This window comes from Nocardioides sp. Z22_16 (genome assembly GCF_058134365.1).
The window spans coordinates 230237-243928 of record NZ_JBYTTI010000003.1 but is presented as its reverse complement, the minus strand read 5'-3'; the positions used below and the strand labels follow the sequence as shown (position 1 = coordinate 243928).

Below are 13692 nucleotides of genomic sequence, written 5' to 3'. Positions count from 1 at the left end.
GGAGGATATCGGCCCGCTCCGACGCTCAGGACGCCGTCCGGCGCGCCAGCCACTCGGTGAGCGCGGGGCGCAGGTCGTCCGGCACGTCATCGAGGGCGCTGCCGCCGCGCAGCACGGCCTCCTCCAGCGCCGCGAGCGCGTCGACGGCGTCGTCGCCGACGCCCAGGCGGGCCAGGCGGTGGGTGTTGAGGCGGGTGGGACGGGCCGGGACGCCCAGGCTCACGGCGTACGGCGGGAGGTCGTGACGCACGGCCGACTGCATGCCGACCATGGCGCCGGCGCCGATCCAGGCGCGCTGGTGCACCACCGTGCCCATCCCCAGGTTGGCCCCCTCGCCGACGGTGACGTGGCCGGCCAGCACCACGCCGTGGGCCATCGTGACCCCGTCGCCGACGGTGCAGTCGTGGCTGACGTGGGCCTTGCCCATCAGGAAGGCGTCGTCGCCCAGGCGGGTCTCGTGCGCCCACCCCTGGGTGACGGAGGTGAACTCCTTGAAGACGTTGCGGGAGCCGATCACCACGCCGCTGTCGCGGCTCGGCTCCTCCCAGCTCGCGTCCAGGTGGTGGCCGCGGACGTCGGCGGCGGCGCCGATCGAGACGTGGGCGGAGACGAAGTTGTCGTCGCCGAGCGTGACCGGACCCTGGAGCACGGCGTAGGGACCGATGACGTTGCCCCGGCCCAGCGTCACCTCGGGGCCCAGGACGGCGGTGGGGTGGATCCGGTTCTCCTCGTGCGCACGCGACGTCATGGGCGCACAGCCTGCCACGCCCCGGGCCCGGACCCGGTGGCCCGACCTCGGCGCCTGGGACCCGGCGTCTCGACGGGTTGGTTAATGACCGTTAACCTGACGCCATGAGCCTGCACGACCTGACCGCCGAGCTGCGCGAGCGTCTCGCCCTGGTCCGACAGGGCGGCGCGGAGAGCGCCCGCCGCAAGCACACCGACCGCGGCAAGCTGCTGGTCCGCGACCGGGTCGACCGGCTGCTGGACCCCGGCAGCCCCTTCCTCGAGCTGGCGCCGCTGGCCGCCTGGGGGATGTACGGCCGTGACGCCGACGACCTCAACGCCGTGCCGTCCGCGAGCCTGGTCGCCGGCATCGGCCGGGTCCACGGCCGCGAGGTGATGGTGGTCGCCAACGACGCCACCGTGAAGGGCGGGACCTACTACCCGCTGACGGTCAAGAAGCACCTGCGCGCCCAGACGGTCGCCGCGGAGAACAACCTGCCCTGCCTCTACCTCGTCGACTCCGGCGGCGCCTTCCTGCCCATGCAGGACGAGGTCTTCCCCGACCGGGAGCACTTCGGGCGGATCTTCTTCAACCAGGCGCAGATGTCGGCGCGCGGCATCCCGCAGATCGCCAGCGTGATGGGCTCCTGCACCGCCGGCGGCGCCTACGTGCCGGCGATGTCGGACGAGACGGTGATCGTCCGGGAGCAGGGCACGATCTTCCTCGGCGGCCCGCCGCTGGTGAAGGCCGCCACCGGCGAGGTCGTCACCGCCGAGGAGCTGGGCGGCGGCGACGTCCACGCCCGCACCTCCGGGGTGGTCGACCACCTCGCCGACGACGACGCGCACGCGCTGGCGATCGTCCGCTCCATCGTCGACACCCTGCCCCGCACCGTCGGCTACGGGGCCGCGGCCGGCGCGCCCGGCCGGCCGGCGTACGACCTGCGTGAGCCCGAGGAGCCGCTGGAGGACCCGGCCACCCTGGCCGACGTGGTGCCCGCCGACACCCGCACGCCGTACGACGTCCGCGAGGTGGTCCGCCGGATCGTCGACGGCAGCCGGTTCCACGAGTTCAAGCGGCTCTACGGCGAGACCCTGGTCTGCGGGTTCGCGCACATCCACGGCCACCCGGTCGGGATCGTGGCCAACAACGGCATCCTCTTCAGCGAGTCGGCGCTCAAGGGCGCCCACTTCATCGAGCTGTGCAACCAGCGCGGGATCCCGCTGGTCTTCCTGCAGAACATCACCGGCTTCATGGTCGGCCGGGAGTACGAGAACCGCGGCATCGCCCGCGACGGCGCCAAGCTGGTCACCGCGGTCGCCACCAGCGTGGTGCCGAAGTTCACCGTGGTGATCGGCGGCTCCTTCGGCGCCGGCAACTACGGCATGTGCGGGCGGGCCTACGACCCGCGCTTCCTGTGGATGTGGCCCAACGCCCGGATCTCGGTGATGGGCGGCGAGCAGGCCGCCTCGGTGCTCTCCACGGTGCGCCGCGACGGCATCGAGGCGCGCGGCGGCGAGTGGTCGGCCGAGGACGAGGAGGCGTTCAAGGCGCCGATCCGCGACCAGTACGAGACCCAGGGCTCGCCCTACTACTCCACCGCCCGGCTCTGGGACGACGGGATCATCGACCCCGCCGACACCCGCCGGGTCCTCGGCATGGGCCTCGCGGTCGCCGCGAACGCCCCGACCCCGGCGCCCTCCTACGGCGTCTTCCGGATGTGACGGCGATGTCCCAGCTCCCCCACGACCAGCACCCGGCCGACTCCTTCCCTCCGGCGCGCCGCCCACCGGGCGACGGCGCGATCCGGACGCTGCTGGTCGCCAACCGCGGCGAGATCGCGCTCCGGGTGATGCGCACCTGCGCCCGCCTCGGCATCCGCACCGTCGCCCTGCACACCGAGACCGACCGCCACGCCCCGCACGTGCGCGCCGCCGACGACTCGGTCCACGTCGACAGCTACCTCGACATCGACGCGGTGGTCGAGGCCGCCCTGCGGTCGGAGGCCGACGCGGTCCACCCCGGGTACGGCTTCCTCAGCGAGCGCGCCGCCTTCGCCCGCGCCCTGGAGGCCGCCGGCGTCACGCTGGTCGGTCCCACCGCCGAGGTGATGGACCTGATGGGCCGTAAGGACCGGGCCCGCGAGGTCGCGCTCGCCGCCGGCGTCCCGGTGGTGCCCTCCTACGGGATCGACGACGACCCGGACGCCTTCGCCTGGCCGGTGCTGGTCAAGGCGGCCGCCGGCGGCGGCGGCAAGGGGATGCGGGTGGTCCGCCACCCCGACGAGTACGACGCCGGCGTGGCCGCCGCCCGCCGCGAGGCCGGCAGCGCCTTCGGCGACGACACCCTGCTGATCGAGAAGTACGTCGAGTCCGGTCGCCACGTCGAGGTCCAGGTGATGGCCGACGCCCACGGGAACGTCGTCCACCTCTTCGAGCGCGACTGCTCCACCCAGCGGCGCCACCAGAAGGTGCTCGAGGAGGCGCCGGCGCCCACGATCACCCCCGAGCAGCGCGCCGAGATCACGTCGTCCGCCGTGGCGCTCGCCCGGCAGGTCGGCTACCGCGGCGCCGGGACGGTGGAGTTCCTGCTCGACGACGCCACCGGCGACTTCTACTTCCTGGAGATGAACACCCGCCTCCAGGTCGAGCACCCGGTCACCGAGGCGGTGGTCTCCACCGGTGCGGCCGGCGGGGGCTGGGGCCCGGGCAGCGTCGACCTGGTCGAGCACCAGATCCGCGTCGCCGCCGGGGAGCCGCTCGCCCTGCGCCAGGAGGAGCTCCACCTCTCCGGCCACGCCATCGAGGCGCGGGTCTACGCCGAGGACTCCTTCGGCGGCTTCCTGCCGCAGGCCGGCACCGCCACGCTGGTCCGCTGGCCCGAGGGTCCCGGCGTCCGGGTGGACCACGCCCTGGAGAGCGGGCAGGTGGTCAGCACCTCCTACGACCCGATGCTCGGCAAGGTCGTCGTCCACGGTCCCGACCGCGAGTCCGCCCGCCTCGGCCTGGTCGCCGCCCTGGACCGCACCGCGATCCTCGGCCTGACCACCAACACCGGCTTCCTCCGGGCGCTGGTCGCCTCCGACTCCTTCCGGGACACCGACATCGACACCGCCTGGCTGGACCGGGTCACGCTCGACGCGCCGGACACGGAGCTGCCGCTGGCGATCGCCGCCTGGACCGAGGCGGCCCTGCTCGACGCCCGCGTCACCGGCGGCCCGGCCGGCGACCCGTTCGCCACGGACGGCTGGCGCCTGGCCGGCGACGCCGCCCCGGTGCTGGTCGAGCTGGAGCACGACGGCGAGGTGCGGACCCTCGCCGTCGACCGGCGCCGCGGCGTGGTCCACGAGGGCGGCGACGAGGGGCGCCTGTACGCCGTCGAGGAGCTCGAGGTGGCCCGCCACGTCGTGGTGCTGCGGGTCGACGGCCGCCGCCACCGCGCGGTCGTCCACGTGGCGCCGCACGCGGTGGAGGTGGTCCACCGGGGCCACCGCCACCTCTTCGCCCGGCCGGACGTCTTCGGCGCCCAGGCCGCGGTCGTCGGCGACGGCACCCTCACCGCGCCGATGCCCGGCACGGTGCTCGAGGTGACGGTCGCCGTGGGCGACGAGGTCGCCGAGGGCCAGGTGCTGGGCATGATGGAGGCCATGAAGATGGAGCTCTCGCTGAAGGCGCCCTTCGCGGGCCGGGTCACCGCGGTCTCCGCCGCCGCCGGCGGGCAGGTGTCGATGGGTGCCCCCCTCTTCGTCGTCGAGGAGGTCGCGCCGTGAGCGGCGCCACCGCCGCTGCCGCTGCCGCCGCCGCCGCGGGACCCGCGGGACGTCATCACGAGGGGTCGTCGGAGCGGCCGCTGCCGATGACGTTCGGCGCCGAGGGGCTGCCGGCGCAGGTGACGGTCTACGAGGTCGGCGCCCGCGACGGCCTGCAGAACGAGCAGACCGTGGTGCCGGTCGAGGTCAAGGCCGAGATGGTCACCCGGCTCCACGAGGCCGGCCTGCCGGTCATCGAGGCGACCAGCTTCGTCCACCCCCGATGGGTGCCGCAGCTCGCCGACGCCGCCGAGCTGATGGGGCTGCTCATCGAGCGGCTGGGGGACGCCGCGCGCCGGATGCCCGTCCTGGTGCCCAACGAGCGCGGGCTCGACCGCGCCCTCGACCTCGGCCTCGAGCACGTCGCCGTCTTCGGCTCGGCGACCGAGACCTTCGCCCGCAAGAACCTCAACCGCAGCTACGACGAGCAGTTCGCGATGTTCGAGCCGACCGTACGACGTGCCCGAGACGCCGGCCTGGAGGTGCGCGGCTACCTGTCGATGTGCTTCGGCGACCCGTGGGAGGGCGCCGTGCCGCCCGAGCAGGTGGTGCGCGCCGGCGTACGCCTGCTGGAGATGGGAGCCGGCCAGCTCAGCCTGGGCGACACCATCGGGGTGGCCACCGCCGGCCACGTGAAGGCCCTGGTCGCCGCCTTCGCCGAGGCCGGGGTCGGCGTCGACCGGCTGGCGATGCACTTCCACGACACCTACGGCCAGGCGCTCGCCAACACCCTGGCGGCCCTCCAGGAGGGGATCACCACCTTCGACGCCAGCGCCGGCGGCCTGGGCGGCTGCCCCTACGCCGGGAGCGCCACCGGCAACCTGGCCACCGAGGACCTGCTGTGGATGCTGCGGGGCCTCGGGATCGGCACCGGCGTCGACCTCGACGCCGTGGTCGCCACCAGCGCCTGGATGGCCGGACAGCTGGGACGCAGCAGCCCCTCCGCGGTGGTGCGCGCGCTCGCCGGCTCCGGCGGGCTGGCAGAATCCGAGGCATGAGCACCCCGGTCGTCTACCTGCACATCGGTGCCCCGAAGACCGGGACCACCTACCTGCAGGACCGGCTGACCCGCAACGCCGCCGAGCTCGCGCGGCACGGGGTCACCATCCCCACCAAGAACCGCTTCATCCCCGCCGACCTCTTCCAGTTCCGCGCCGCGCTCGACCTGCTCGAGCAGGACTGGGGCGGGCGCCCCGGCCACATGGACGGCCACTGGGAGGCCCTGGTCGCCAAGGCGCGCCGGGCCAAGGGCCAGGTGATCGTCAGCCACGAGATCCTGGCCGCGGCCAAGCCGGATAAGATCGCCAAGGCGATGAACGACCTGGCCGGCCTCGAGGTCCACGTCGTCTACTCGGCCCGCGACCTCGGCCGCCAGCTGCCCGCCGCCTGGCAGGAGACCATCAAGCAGGGCCGGCGGTGGACCTTCCGCCGGTTCCTCACCCGGATGGAGCGCGGCGAGACCTGGTTCGCCAAGGCGTTCGACCTGCCCACGGTGCTCTCCCGGTGGGGTGCCAGGCTGCCCCCCGAGCGCGTCCACCTGGTCACCGTCCCGCACGGGCGCGGCGGCGACGTGCTGTGGCAGCGCTTCTCCCAGGCCTTCGGCATCGACCCCTCCTGGGCGCCGCTCGACAGCGAGCGCGCCAACCGGTCGCTCGGCATCGCGGAGGTGCAGCTGCTGCGCAAGCTCAACCGGCGCCTGGGCCTCGACCTGCGCACCGAGCCGACGTACGACGTCCTGGTGCGCCAGATGCTCGCCCAGGGCGAGCTGGCCAACCGCGAGTCGCAGCCGGTGACCCTCCCGCCGGACCGCTACGACTGGGCCGACCAGCAGGCCACCGCGTGGATCGACTGGGTCGCCTCCTCCGGCATCGACGTGATCGGTGACGTGGAGGACCTCCGGCCCCGCCGGCCCGACCCCGACGCCAAGTGGCTCAACCCCGACAAGGTGCGGGCCAGGCCCCAGCTGGCCGCCGCGATGGACGCCCTCACCGCCATGACCCACGAGGCCGCCGCCCGCGCCGACAAGCCGGGCGTCACCGGCCTGGTCCGCACCCGGACCCAGCAGCTGCTCGGCAAGTGAGGCCTCCCGTGTCTGGCGAGAGTGGCAGGCGCCGCGCCTGGGGGTGGGTCCGGCACCTGCTCGACGGCGGCACCACGGCGTGGGGCGAGTGGCAGAGCGAGGCCGAGCCCGTCGGCCGGGTGGTGCCCGGCGCCCAGCAGCTCGAGCTGCTGCGCCGCCTCAACCAGACCGGCCTCGAGGTCCCGCCCGCGCTCGCCCGCCGGGTGCTGGAGGCCAGCGCACCCGGTCGGGGTCGACCCGACCTGGAGCTCGAGGGCGCCGTCCAGGACTCCCGCTTCGGGGCCCGCCCGGTGGACCCCAGCGCCCTGCCGGAGGAGGAGCTGCTCCGGGTCGCCACCCACCTGCTGACCGAGGACCTGGTCGCCCTCGGCCCGGTGCCGCGCCGGCCGGACGCGGTCCCGCGGCCGTGGCGGCGCCGCTACCGCCTGGTCGGTGACCCGCTGCTGGCCGACCCGGTCCGTCGCGACCTGGTGGCTCGCGGGCGGGCGCCGCGCCCCGGCGGCGAGATCGTGGTGGTCGGCGCCGACCTGGGCCGGATGCTCGCCGACGCCTGGACGGCGAACTGCTTCGACCACGGTGTCGGCAGCTGGGCCTCCTGGCTGGAGACCTGGCAGCGGCGCAACCAGGTGCCGCCCCGGGTCGACCTGCCCCGGGTGGTGCGCACCTGGGAGCAGCGCCGCGGCCACGCGCACGTGCACCTGCTGCTCGAGGGGACGCCCGGGTGGGCGCGGCTGCCCCGGCTGGTCGGGGTACGCCGGCTGCCGGCGCCGCCGAGGCCCGGCGAGGAGGCCGCCGAGCTGGCCCGGCGGCTGGCCTCCGTGCTGGGGCTGATGGTGACCCCGGCGCGCCGCACGGTGCTGCTCCGCGACGGACTGCTGCCCCGGCTCCCCGCCGACGTCTTCGTCCCGCAGGGCTCGGGTGCCCGTGGCGAGGCCGCGCTGCCCGCCGTCACCGCCGAGCACCGCGAGTGGGTGGAGCGGAGGGCCGGGCGGATGAGCCGGCGGCTCACCCGCGCTGGCTACCCTGTCGACCTGGTGCCCGCCCCCGCGGCCGACCCGGCCCGACGGGACGGCGAGTCGGCCCCCGGACGGGACGGCGTACTCTCCCTTGCGGTGCGGATGCTCCTGGGCGGCTGGAAGGAACGGGTGTGACGGGCGTGGCAGGAGCCGAGACGGGCGCGGGGATCCCCGCGCGCCGGCGGGTGCTGATCCACGTCGGCACCCCCAAGACCGGCACCTCGCACCTGCAGGACGTGCTCTTCCGCAACGCCGAGGTGCTGCGCGAGCACGGCATCTCCTACCCGGCCGAGCGGTTCGACGCCCACTTCCTCGCCGCGCTCGACCTGATGAAGCTCACCTGGGGCGGCCTGGAGCTGGAGGCGGTCGGCGCCTGGGACCGCCTCGCCGAGCAGGTGCGGGAGTGGCCGGGCACCTCGGTCGTCAGCCACGAGATCCTGGCCACCGCCTCGCGGATGCAGGTCGACCGCGCCCTCACCTCGCTGGCCGGCGAGGACGGCGCCGACGCCGAGGTCCACCTCGTCCTCTCGGTCCGCGACCTGGTGCGGCAGATCCCGGCGGAGTGGCAGGAGAACGTCAAGCACCGCAGCACGATCAGCTATGCGAAGTTCCTGGAGCAGATCGTCGACCCGGAGCGGAACAGCCGGATCGGCTCCTGGTTCTGGGGCGTGCAGGAGCTGCCCGACATCATCAACCGCTGGGGGGCGACCATCCCGCCCGAGCGGATCCACCTGGTCACCGTGCCGGCCCCGGGCGCCCCGCGCGACGAGCTGTGGCGGCGGTTCAGCGCCGCCTTCGGGCTCGACGGGATCGAGCTCGACCTCACCCCCGAGCGGGCCAACCCGTCGCTGGGGGTCGCCGAGACCGCCCTGCTGCGCCGCATCAACCGCCAGGTGGTCAAGACCGTCGACCCGGCCGACTACCGGCCGCTGGTCCGCGAGCTCCTCGCCCACCAGACGCTCTCGCGCCGCGAGGGGTCGCCCCGGCTGGCGCTCCCGCCCGACCTGCACGCCTGGGCCCGCAGCCTCTCGGCCACCTGGGTGGAGGAGATCGAACGGCGCGGCTACGACGTCGTCGGCGACCTCCAGGACCTGCTGGGCGCCGGGGCGCCGGGGCCCTGGGCCGACCCCGACCAGCCGGAGGAGGCCGCCGTCTCGCGGGCCGCGGTCGACGCGATCTCGGCCTTGCTGGTCGAGGGCGCCCGGCTCCGGCACGTGGAGGCCGACCTCGCGCACCAGCTCCACGAGACCCGGGCCGCGCTGGAACGCTCCTACCTGCGCCCCACCTACCGGCTGCGCGAGCGGCTGGTCCGGCTGATGGAGGAGAGCAGGGTGGGCCGCGGTGCGCTGCTGGTCTACCGACGGGCCCGGGGCAGGAGCTCCTTGTCGGCGTAGCGGCCGATCCGCCAGGTGGCGTAGCCGTCGGCGCTCGCGCCGACCAGCCCGCCGACCACCGGGATGCGACGCCCGGCGACGGTCGCGAGCCGCTTCCCGGCCACCTTGCCGATCAGGACGCGCGCCACCTCGGCGGCGAGCACGGTGGTCAGCACCTCGCTGTGCGCCGCGGCCGTGGCCAGCGCCATCGGGGTGCCGGGGATCTTGCGGCTCTTGACCAGGTCGGCGACGACCTCGTCACCGAGCAGCACCGCGAGCACCGCGTTGCGCACCCGGGGGTCGGCGAGGTCGTGGCCGCGCAGGTGGGCGATGCCGGCGATCATCCGGCACTGGATCAGGGCCAGGCCGGTGATGTTGGCCGGCATCGTCACCGCCATCGTGACCAGCCCGCCGAGGTTGGTGGCGAAGCCCTGGGCGCCGGCGAGGCGGACGTGGTTCTCGATCACCTCGTGGATCGCCTTGTCGACGTCGCCGCGCTGCTCGGCGAGCTGCTTCTCGGCCGCCTGGGCGGCCGGAGGCAGCGGCCCGACGCCGTCCACCGCGCGGCGGAACGCCTCCAGCACCGCCCGGCTGGTGTAGCCGGGGGCGAGGTCGCCCACCTTGGGTGCGAGCCGCTTGCCGATCGAGCCTGAGATCCCCATGTCGCCCAGCGTAGGCCGGAGCGCGCAACCTTCGCCCGAGCGTTAGGTTGTGGGGGTGCCTGTGGAGCCCGCGCCCTCCCCCTGGGCCTTCGAGATGCTGGGGGCCCCGGGCCGGATGGATCCTGAGGAGGACCTGGTCGCCATCGGCGCCGACCTGGCCCCGGGCACCCTCCTGGCCGCCTACCGGCACGGGCTCTTCCCGATGCCCTCGGGGAGCCCCGGCGACCCGCCGTACTGGTTCTGCCCGGTCCGGCGCGGCGTGCTGCCGCTGGACGGCCTGCGGGTCTCCCGGTCGATGCGACGCTCCGCGCGGGAGTTCGAGATCCGGGTGGACACCGTCTTCGACGAGGTGGTCGAGGCGTGCGGCGACCCGGGCCGCCGGGACGGCTGGATCGACGTCGACATCCGACGCGCCTACGGGGAGCTGCACCGGCTCGGCTGGGCGCACTCGGTGGAGAGCTGGCAGGGCGGCCGGCTGGTCGGGGGCCTGTACGGCGTCGCGATCGGCGGGCTCTTCGCCGGTGAGTCGATGTTCCACCGGGCGACCGACGCCTCGAAGGTCGCACTCATGGCCCTGGTCGGGATGCTGCGCGACGACCACGCCGACCGGCGCCTGCTCGACGTGCAGTGGAGCACCGACCACCTGGCCTCGCTGGGCGTGGTCGAGCTCAACCGGCGCGAGTACGCGACCCGGCTGCGGACCGCCCTGGACCTGCCGCTGCCGGCGCCCTTCGCCCGCTGAACGGCGCCGGCGCCCGCAGTGAGTCGTATCTCACATGAGACCCACCGGTGCGCGCGCTGGCCTGGATGCGGCACCCTGTGCTCATGAAGTCCGCGCGCCTCGCCTGCGTCCTGCTCCTGGTCGGGTTCGCGGCGCTCGGCTGCGGCGACGACGCGGAGCCGGCCGAGGAGGCCAGCACCGAGGAGCGGTACTGCGCGGCCTACCGCGACTTCTTCAACGAGCGCGCCGAGCAGGACCTGGAGACCACCGACGCCGAGGTGGTGGCCACCCTGAAGGAGTGGGGGCGGCAGATGGTCGAGATCGGGGTGCCCGACAGCATGTCGGAGGCGGGGCGCAACGGCCACCAGATCTGGAGCGAGCTGATCGGTCAGGTCGAGGACGACGCCCAGCAGGACGACGTGGTCGCGCTGGAGCGCGAGCTCACCGAGCAGCAGCTGGGGGAGGTGGAGGAGTTCTTCGCCTACAACGACTCCACCTGCCTGGGCAGCCAGCGCTCGGGAGTGCCGCAGGAGACCGAGACCCCGACCGAGTGAGCGGCCTGCCGCCCGGCCTCACTTGAGCAGTCTGCTCATCCTCCGGTCGGCGAGCGGCTTGCCCCCGGTCTGGCAGGTGGCGCAGTACTGCAGGCTCGAGTCGGCGAAGCTGACCTCGCGCACGGTGTCCCCGCAGGCGGGGCACGGCTGGCCGGTGCGGCCGTGCACGGCCATGTGCGACTTCTTCTCGCCCTTCAGCTCGCTGGCCGCCAGCCCGCTGCTGCGCGCCACGGCGTCGCCGAGGGTGACCTTGATGGCGTCGTGCAGCACCGCCAGCTCGTCGTCGGTGAGGCTGTTGGCCGGCTTGAACGGCGACATCCGCGCGGCGTGCAGGATCTCGTCGGAGTAGGCGTTGCCGATCCCCGCGATCGTCCCCTGGTGGCGCAGCACCCCCTTGAGCTGGGACCGCCCGGCGGCGTCGAGGATCTCGCGGAGCGCCTGCGGGGTGAACTCGTCGACCAGCGGGTCCGGTCCGAGCCGGGCGATGCCCTCGACGTCCTGCGGGTCGCGGACCACGTAGGCGGCGAGGCTCTTCTTGGTGCCGGCCTCGGTGACGTCGAGCCCGTTGGTGTGGCCCGCGTCGTCCTCGTCGAGGAGGATCCGCAGGGCGAGCGGGCTCTTGGAGCTGGGCTTGGCGGGCAGCGCCGGCACCTCCTCGCGCCAGCGGATCCACCCGGCGCGGGCCAGGTGGACGATCAGGTGGAGGCCGCCGGCCTCGATGTCGAGGAACTTCCCGTGCCGTCCCACCCGGTCGATCAGGGTGCCGTGGAGCGCGCTGAGGGGCGGGTCGAAGGTCTTGAGGGCGTTGAACGCGGCCAGGTCGATCCGGGTGATCGGCCGGTCGCGGAGGCGGCGGTCGAGGTCGTGGGCAAGCGCCTCGACCTCGGGCAGCTCGGGCATGGGCCGAGCCTAGCGCCGGTCGGCCGGGGTGAGATCCCTCTGCGGGTCGCTAGCCGGATCTAGGGGGATGCCTAGAGACGCCGATACTGTCGCATCGTGGATCCCATCACCAACCCCTATGCCCCGGGCGCCGGCCAGCGCCCTCCCGAGCTGGCCGGCCGCGACGAGCAGCTGCGCGCCTTCGACGTGGTGCTGGAGCGCGTCGCCGCCGGGCGCCCCGAGCGCTCGCTGGTGCTGACCGGGCTGCGGGGGGTGGGCAAGACGGTGCTGCTCAACGCGCTGCGCTCGGCCGCGGTGCGCAAGCGGTGGGGGACCGGCAAGCTCGAGGCCCGGCCCGAGCAGGGGCTGCGCCGCCCGCTGTCGAGTGCCCTGCACCAGGCGGTCCGCGAGCTGGGGCATCCGCGGGCCGAGGACGCCGATCACGTGCTGGGGGTGATCCGGTCCTTCGCCCAGCGCGAGGCGGGCGCCGGGGCCAAGCTCAAGGACCAGTGGAACCCCGGCATCGAGGCCCCCGTCGTCCGTGGCCGCGCCGACTCCGGGGACGTGGAGATCGACCTGGTCGAGCTCTTCACCGACGTCGGAGGGCTGGCCGCCGACGTCGGCAAGGGGGTGGCGGTCTTCATCGACGAGATGCAGGACCTCGGGCCCGAGGACGTCTCCGCGCTCTGCGCGGCCTGTCACGAGATGAGCCAGAGCGGGCTGCCGATGATCGTGGTGGGGGCCGGCCTGCCGCACCTGCCGGCGGTGCTCTCGGCGAGCAAGTCCTACTCCGAGCGGCTCTTCCGCTACCAGCGGATCGACCGGCTCTCCCGTGAGGCGGCCGACCGGGCGCTCGCCGCCCCCGCCGAGGACGAGGACGCCTGCTTCACCGAGGACGCGCTGGCGGCCATGTATGCCGCCACCGGCGGCTACCCGTACTTCATCCAGGCCTACGGCAAGGCCGTCTGGGACCTGGCCCCGCGCTCGCCCATCACCGTCGACGACGTCGCGGTCGCCGCTCCCGAGGCCGAGGCGGAGCTCGCGGTCGGCTTCTTCGGCTCCCGCTACGAGCGGGCGACGCCGGGCGAGCGCGAGTACCTGCGCGCGATGGCGGACGCCGCCGTGGCGATCGCCGAGTCGGGCGAGGAGGAGCTCGACGACATCGCCTCGGTCCCGACCGCGGAGGTCGCGGCCATGCTGGACAAGAAGCCGCAGTCGCTCTCCCCGGCGCGGGACGCGCTCCTCAAGAAGGGGCTGATCTACTCGGGTGAGCGGGGGCGGATCGCCTTCACCGTGCCGCACTTCGGGCGCTACCTGCGCGAGCGCGGGTGACGCCGGCGCCGTGCGCGCACGGTGTGACCCGGCTCATGCGGTAGGTAAAGACCTGACGGTTCGGGGGGTGGGGCGGGGGTCCCAGCCCTAGCCTGTCGCCCATGGCGAATGGCAATCTGGCCGAGCGTGTGGCCGCGGGTCCCTACTGGGGCCTGGTGCGACCCGTGATGCTCCCCCACGAGAAGGCCGTCCACCTGGCCCACCTGCGTTGCGTCCAGGGGGCGCAGGACTACTCCGGCACCCTCTTCGTCACCACCCACCAGGTCATCTGGCGCACGATCGACCCGCGGATGCCCGAGGGCTCCGCCTTCGAGATCCGCTTCCCGGAGCTGATGGACGTCGAGCGCCCCTCGCGGGTGGCGATGTTCCACGCCTTCCGCCTGGTCACGGAGGAGAACGGCCGACCGGTCGACGTCTACCTCTTCCCGCAGCACAAGACCGAGGTCGACCGCATCCTCTGCGACCGGATGTTCGACGCCGTCCGCACCAGCTGGGAGCAGCACCTCGGCCTGCAGGACTCCGCCGCCACCGCCTGAAGCG

13 protein-coding genes are annotated in these 13692 nt (G+C 74.2%); 10 read left to right on the top strand and 3 right to left on the bottom strand.

Translation table 11 applies throughout. The features are described from left to right. Window positions 1–25: 25 nt before the first annotated feature. Window positions 26–748, bottom strand: a complete 723-nt coding sequence (locus AC3X7R_RS09535) for an LbetaH domain-containing protein (RefSeq protein ID WP_489965398.1) — start codon at window positions 746–748, stop codon at window positions 26–28. 104 nt (window positions 749–852) lie between these two features. Here AC3X7R_RS09535 and AC3X7R_RS09530 point away from each other — a divergent pair, with 104 nt between their 5' ends. Genes AC3X7R_RS09530 through AC3X7R_RS09505 form a run of 6 tightly spaced genes read left to right on the top strand, consistent with a single transcriptional unit; the run spans window position 853 to window position 9025 of the window. Then, window positions 853–2451 (top strand): carboxyl transferase domain-containing protein, encoded by a 1599-nt coding sequence (locus tag AC3X7R_RS09530; RefSeq protein WP_489965397.1) that lies wholly within the window; start codon window positions 853–855, stop codon window positions 2449–2451. Window positions 2452–2456: 5 nt separating this feature from the next. Then, complete coding sequence (locus AC3X7R_RS09525; RefSeq protein WP_489965396.1) at window positions 2457–4496, top strand: acetyl/propionyl/methylcrotonyl-CoA carboxylase subunit alpha; 2040 nt, start codon at window positions 2457–2459, stop codon at window positions 4494–4496. After that, window positions 4493–5533, top strand: coding sequence for a hydroxymethylglutaryl-CoA lyase (locus AC3X7R_RS09520; RefSeq protein WP_489965395.1), 1041 nt, complete (start codon window positions 4493–4495; stop codon window positions 5531–5533). The genes AC3X7R_RS09525 and AC3X7R_RS09520 overlap by 4 nt, the downstream gene beginning before the upstream one ends. Continuing rightward, window positions 5530–6615: a hypothetical protein gene (locus AC3X7R_RS09515; protein ID WP_489965394.1), complete on the top strand. Its 1086-nt coding sequence runs from the start codon at window positions 5530–5532 to the stop codon at window positions 6613–6615. Before AC3X7R_RS09520 ends, AC3X7R_RS09515 begins: the two co-directional genes overlap by 4 nt. Before the next feature lie 8 nt (window positions 6616–6623). Further along, the gene (locus AC3X7R_RS09510) at window positions 6624–7766 is read left to right on the top strand and encodes a hypothetical protein (protein ID WP_489965392.1); all 1143 of its coding nucleotides are present in this window, start codon (window positions 6624–6626) and stop codon (window positions 7764–7766) included. Next, window positions 7763–9025, top strand: coding sequence for a hypothetical protein (locus tag AC3X7R_RS09505; RefSeq protein ID WP_489965391.1), 1263 nt, complete (start codon window positions 7763–7765; stop codon window positions 9023–9025). Before AC3X7R_RS09510 ends, AC3X7R_RS09505 begins: the two co-directional genes overlap by 4 nt. Here the strand turns inward: AC3X7R_RS09505 and AC3X7R_RS09500 are convergent. Further along, complete coding sequence (locus AC3X7R_RS09500) at window positions 8986–9666, bottom strand: EcsC family protein (protein WP_489965390.1); 681 nt, start codon at window positions 9664–9666, stop codon at window positions 8986–8988. The two genes, AC3X7R_RS09505 and AC3X7R_RS09500, sit on opposite strands and share 40 nt — an antisense overlap. Before the next feature lie 55 nt (window positions 9667–9721). Between AC3X7R_RS09500 and aat the strand changes: the two genes are divergently transcribed. Then, window positions 9722–10408 carry a leucyl/phenylalanyl-tRNA--protein transferase gene (gene aat, locus AC3X7R_RS09495; protein ID WP_489965389.1) on the top strand — a complete coding sequence of 229 codons (687 nt, stop codon included), beginning with the start codon at window positions 9722–9724 and terminating at the stop codon, window positions 10406–10408. Between the two features lie 83 nt (window positions 10409–10491). Then, window positions 10492–10941, top strand: a complete 450-nt coding sequence (locus AC3X7R_RS09490) for a hypothetical protein (RefSeq protein WP_489965388.1) — start codon at window positions 10492–10494, stop codon at window positions 10939–10941. A gap of 18 nt (window positions 10942–10959) precedes the next feature. On the opposite strand, the gene AC3X7R_RS09485 is transcribed toward AC3X7R_RS09490, so the two are convergent. Further along, a complete protein-coding gene (locus tag AC3X7R_RS09485) occupies window positions 10960–11841 on the bottom strand; it encodes an Fpg/Nei family DNA glycosylase (RefSeq protein ID WP_489965387.1) in 882 nt (293 codons plus the stop codon). A gap of 96 nt (window positions 11842–11937) precedes the next feature. On the opposite strand from AC3X7R_RS09485, the gene AC3X7R_RS09480 reads away from it, so the two are divergent. Continuing rightward, window positions 11938–13152: an ATP-binding protein gene (locus AC3X7R_RS09480; protein WP_489965386.1), complete on the top strand. Its 1215-nt coding sequence runs from the start codon at window positions 11938–11940 to the stop codon at window positions 13150–13152. 101 nt (window positions 13153–13253) lie between these two features. Beyond that, on the top strand, window positions 13254–13688 hold the full coding sequence (locus AC3X7R_RS09475; protein ID WP_489965385.1) for a hypothetical protein: 435 nt from the start codon (window positions 13254–13256) through the stop codon (window positions 13686–13688). Window positions 13689–13692 lie beyond the last annotated feature (4 nt).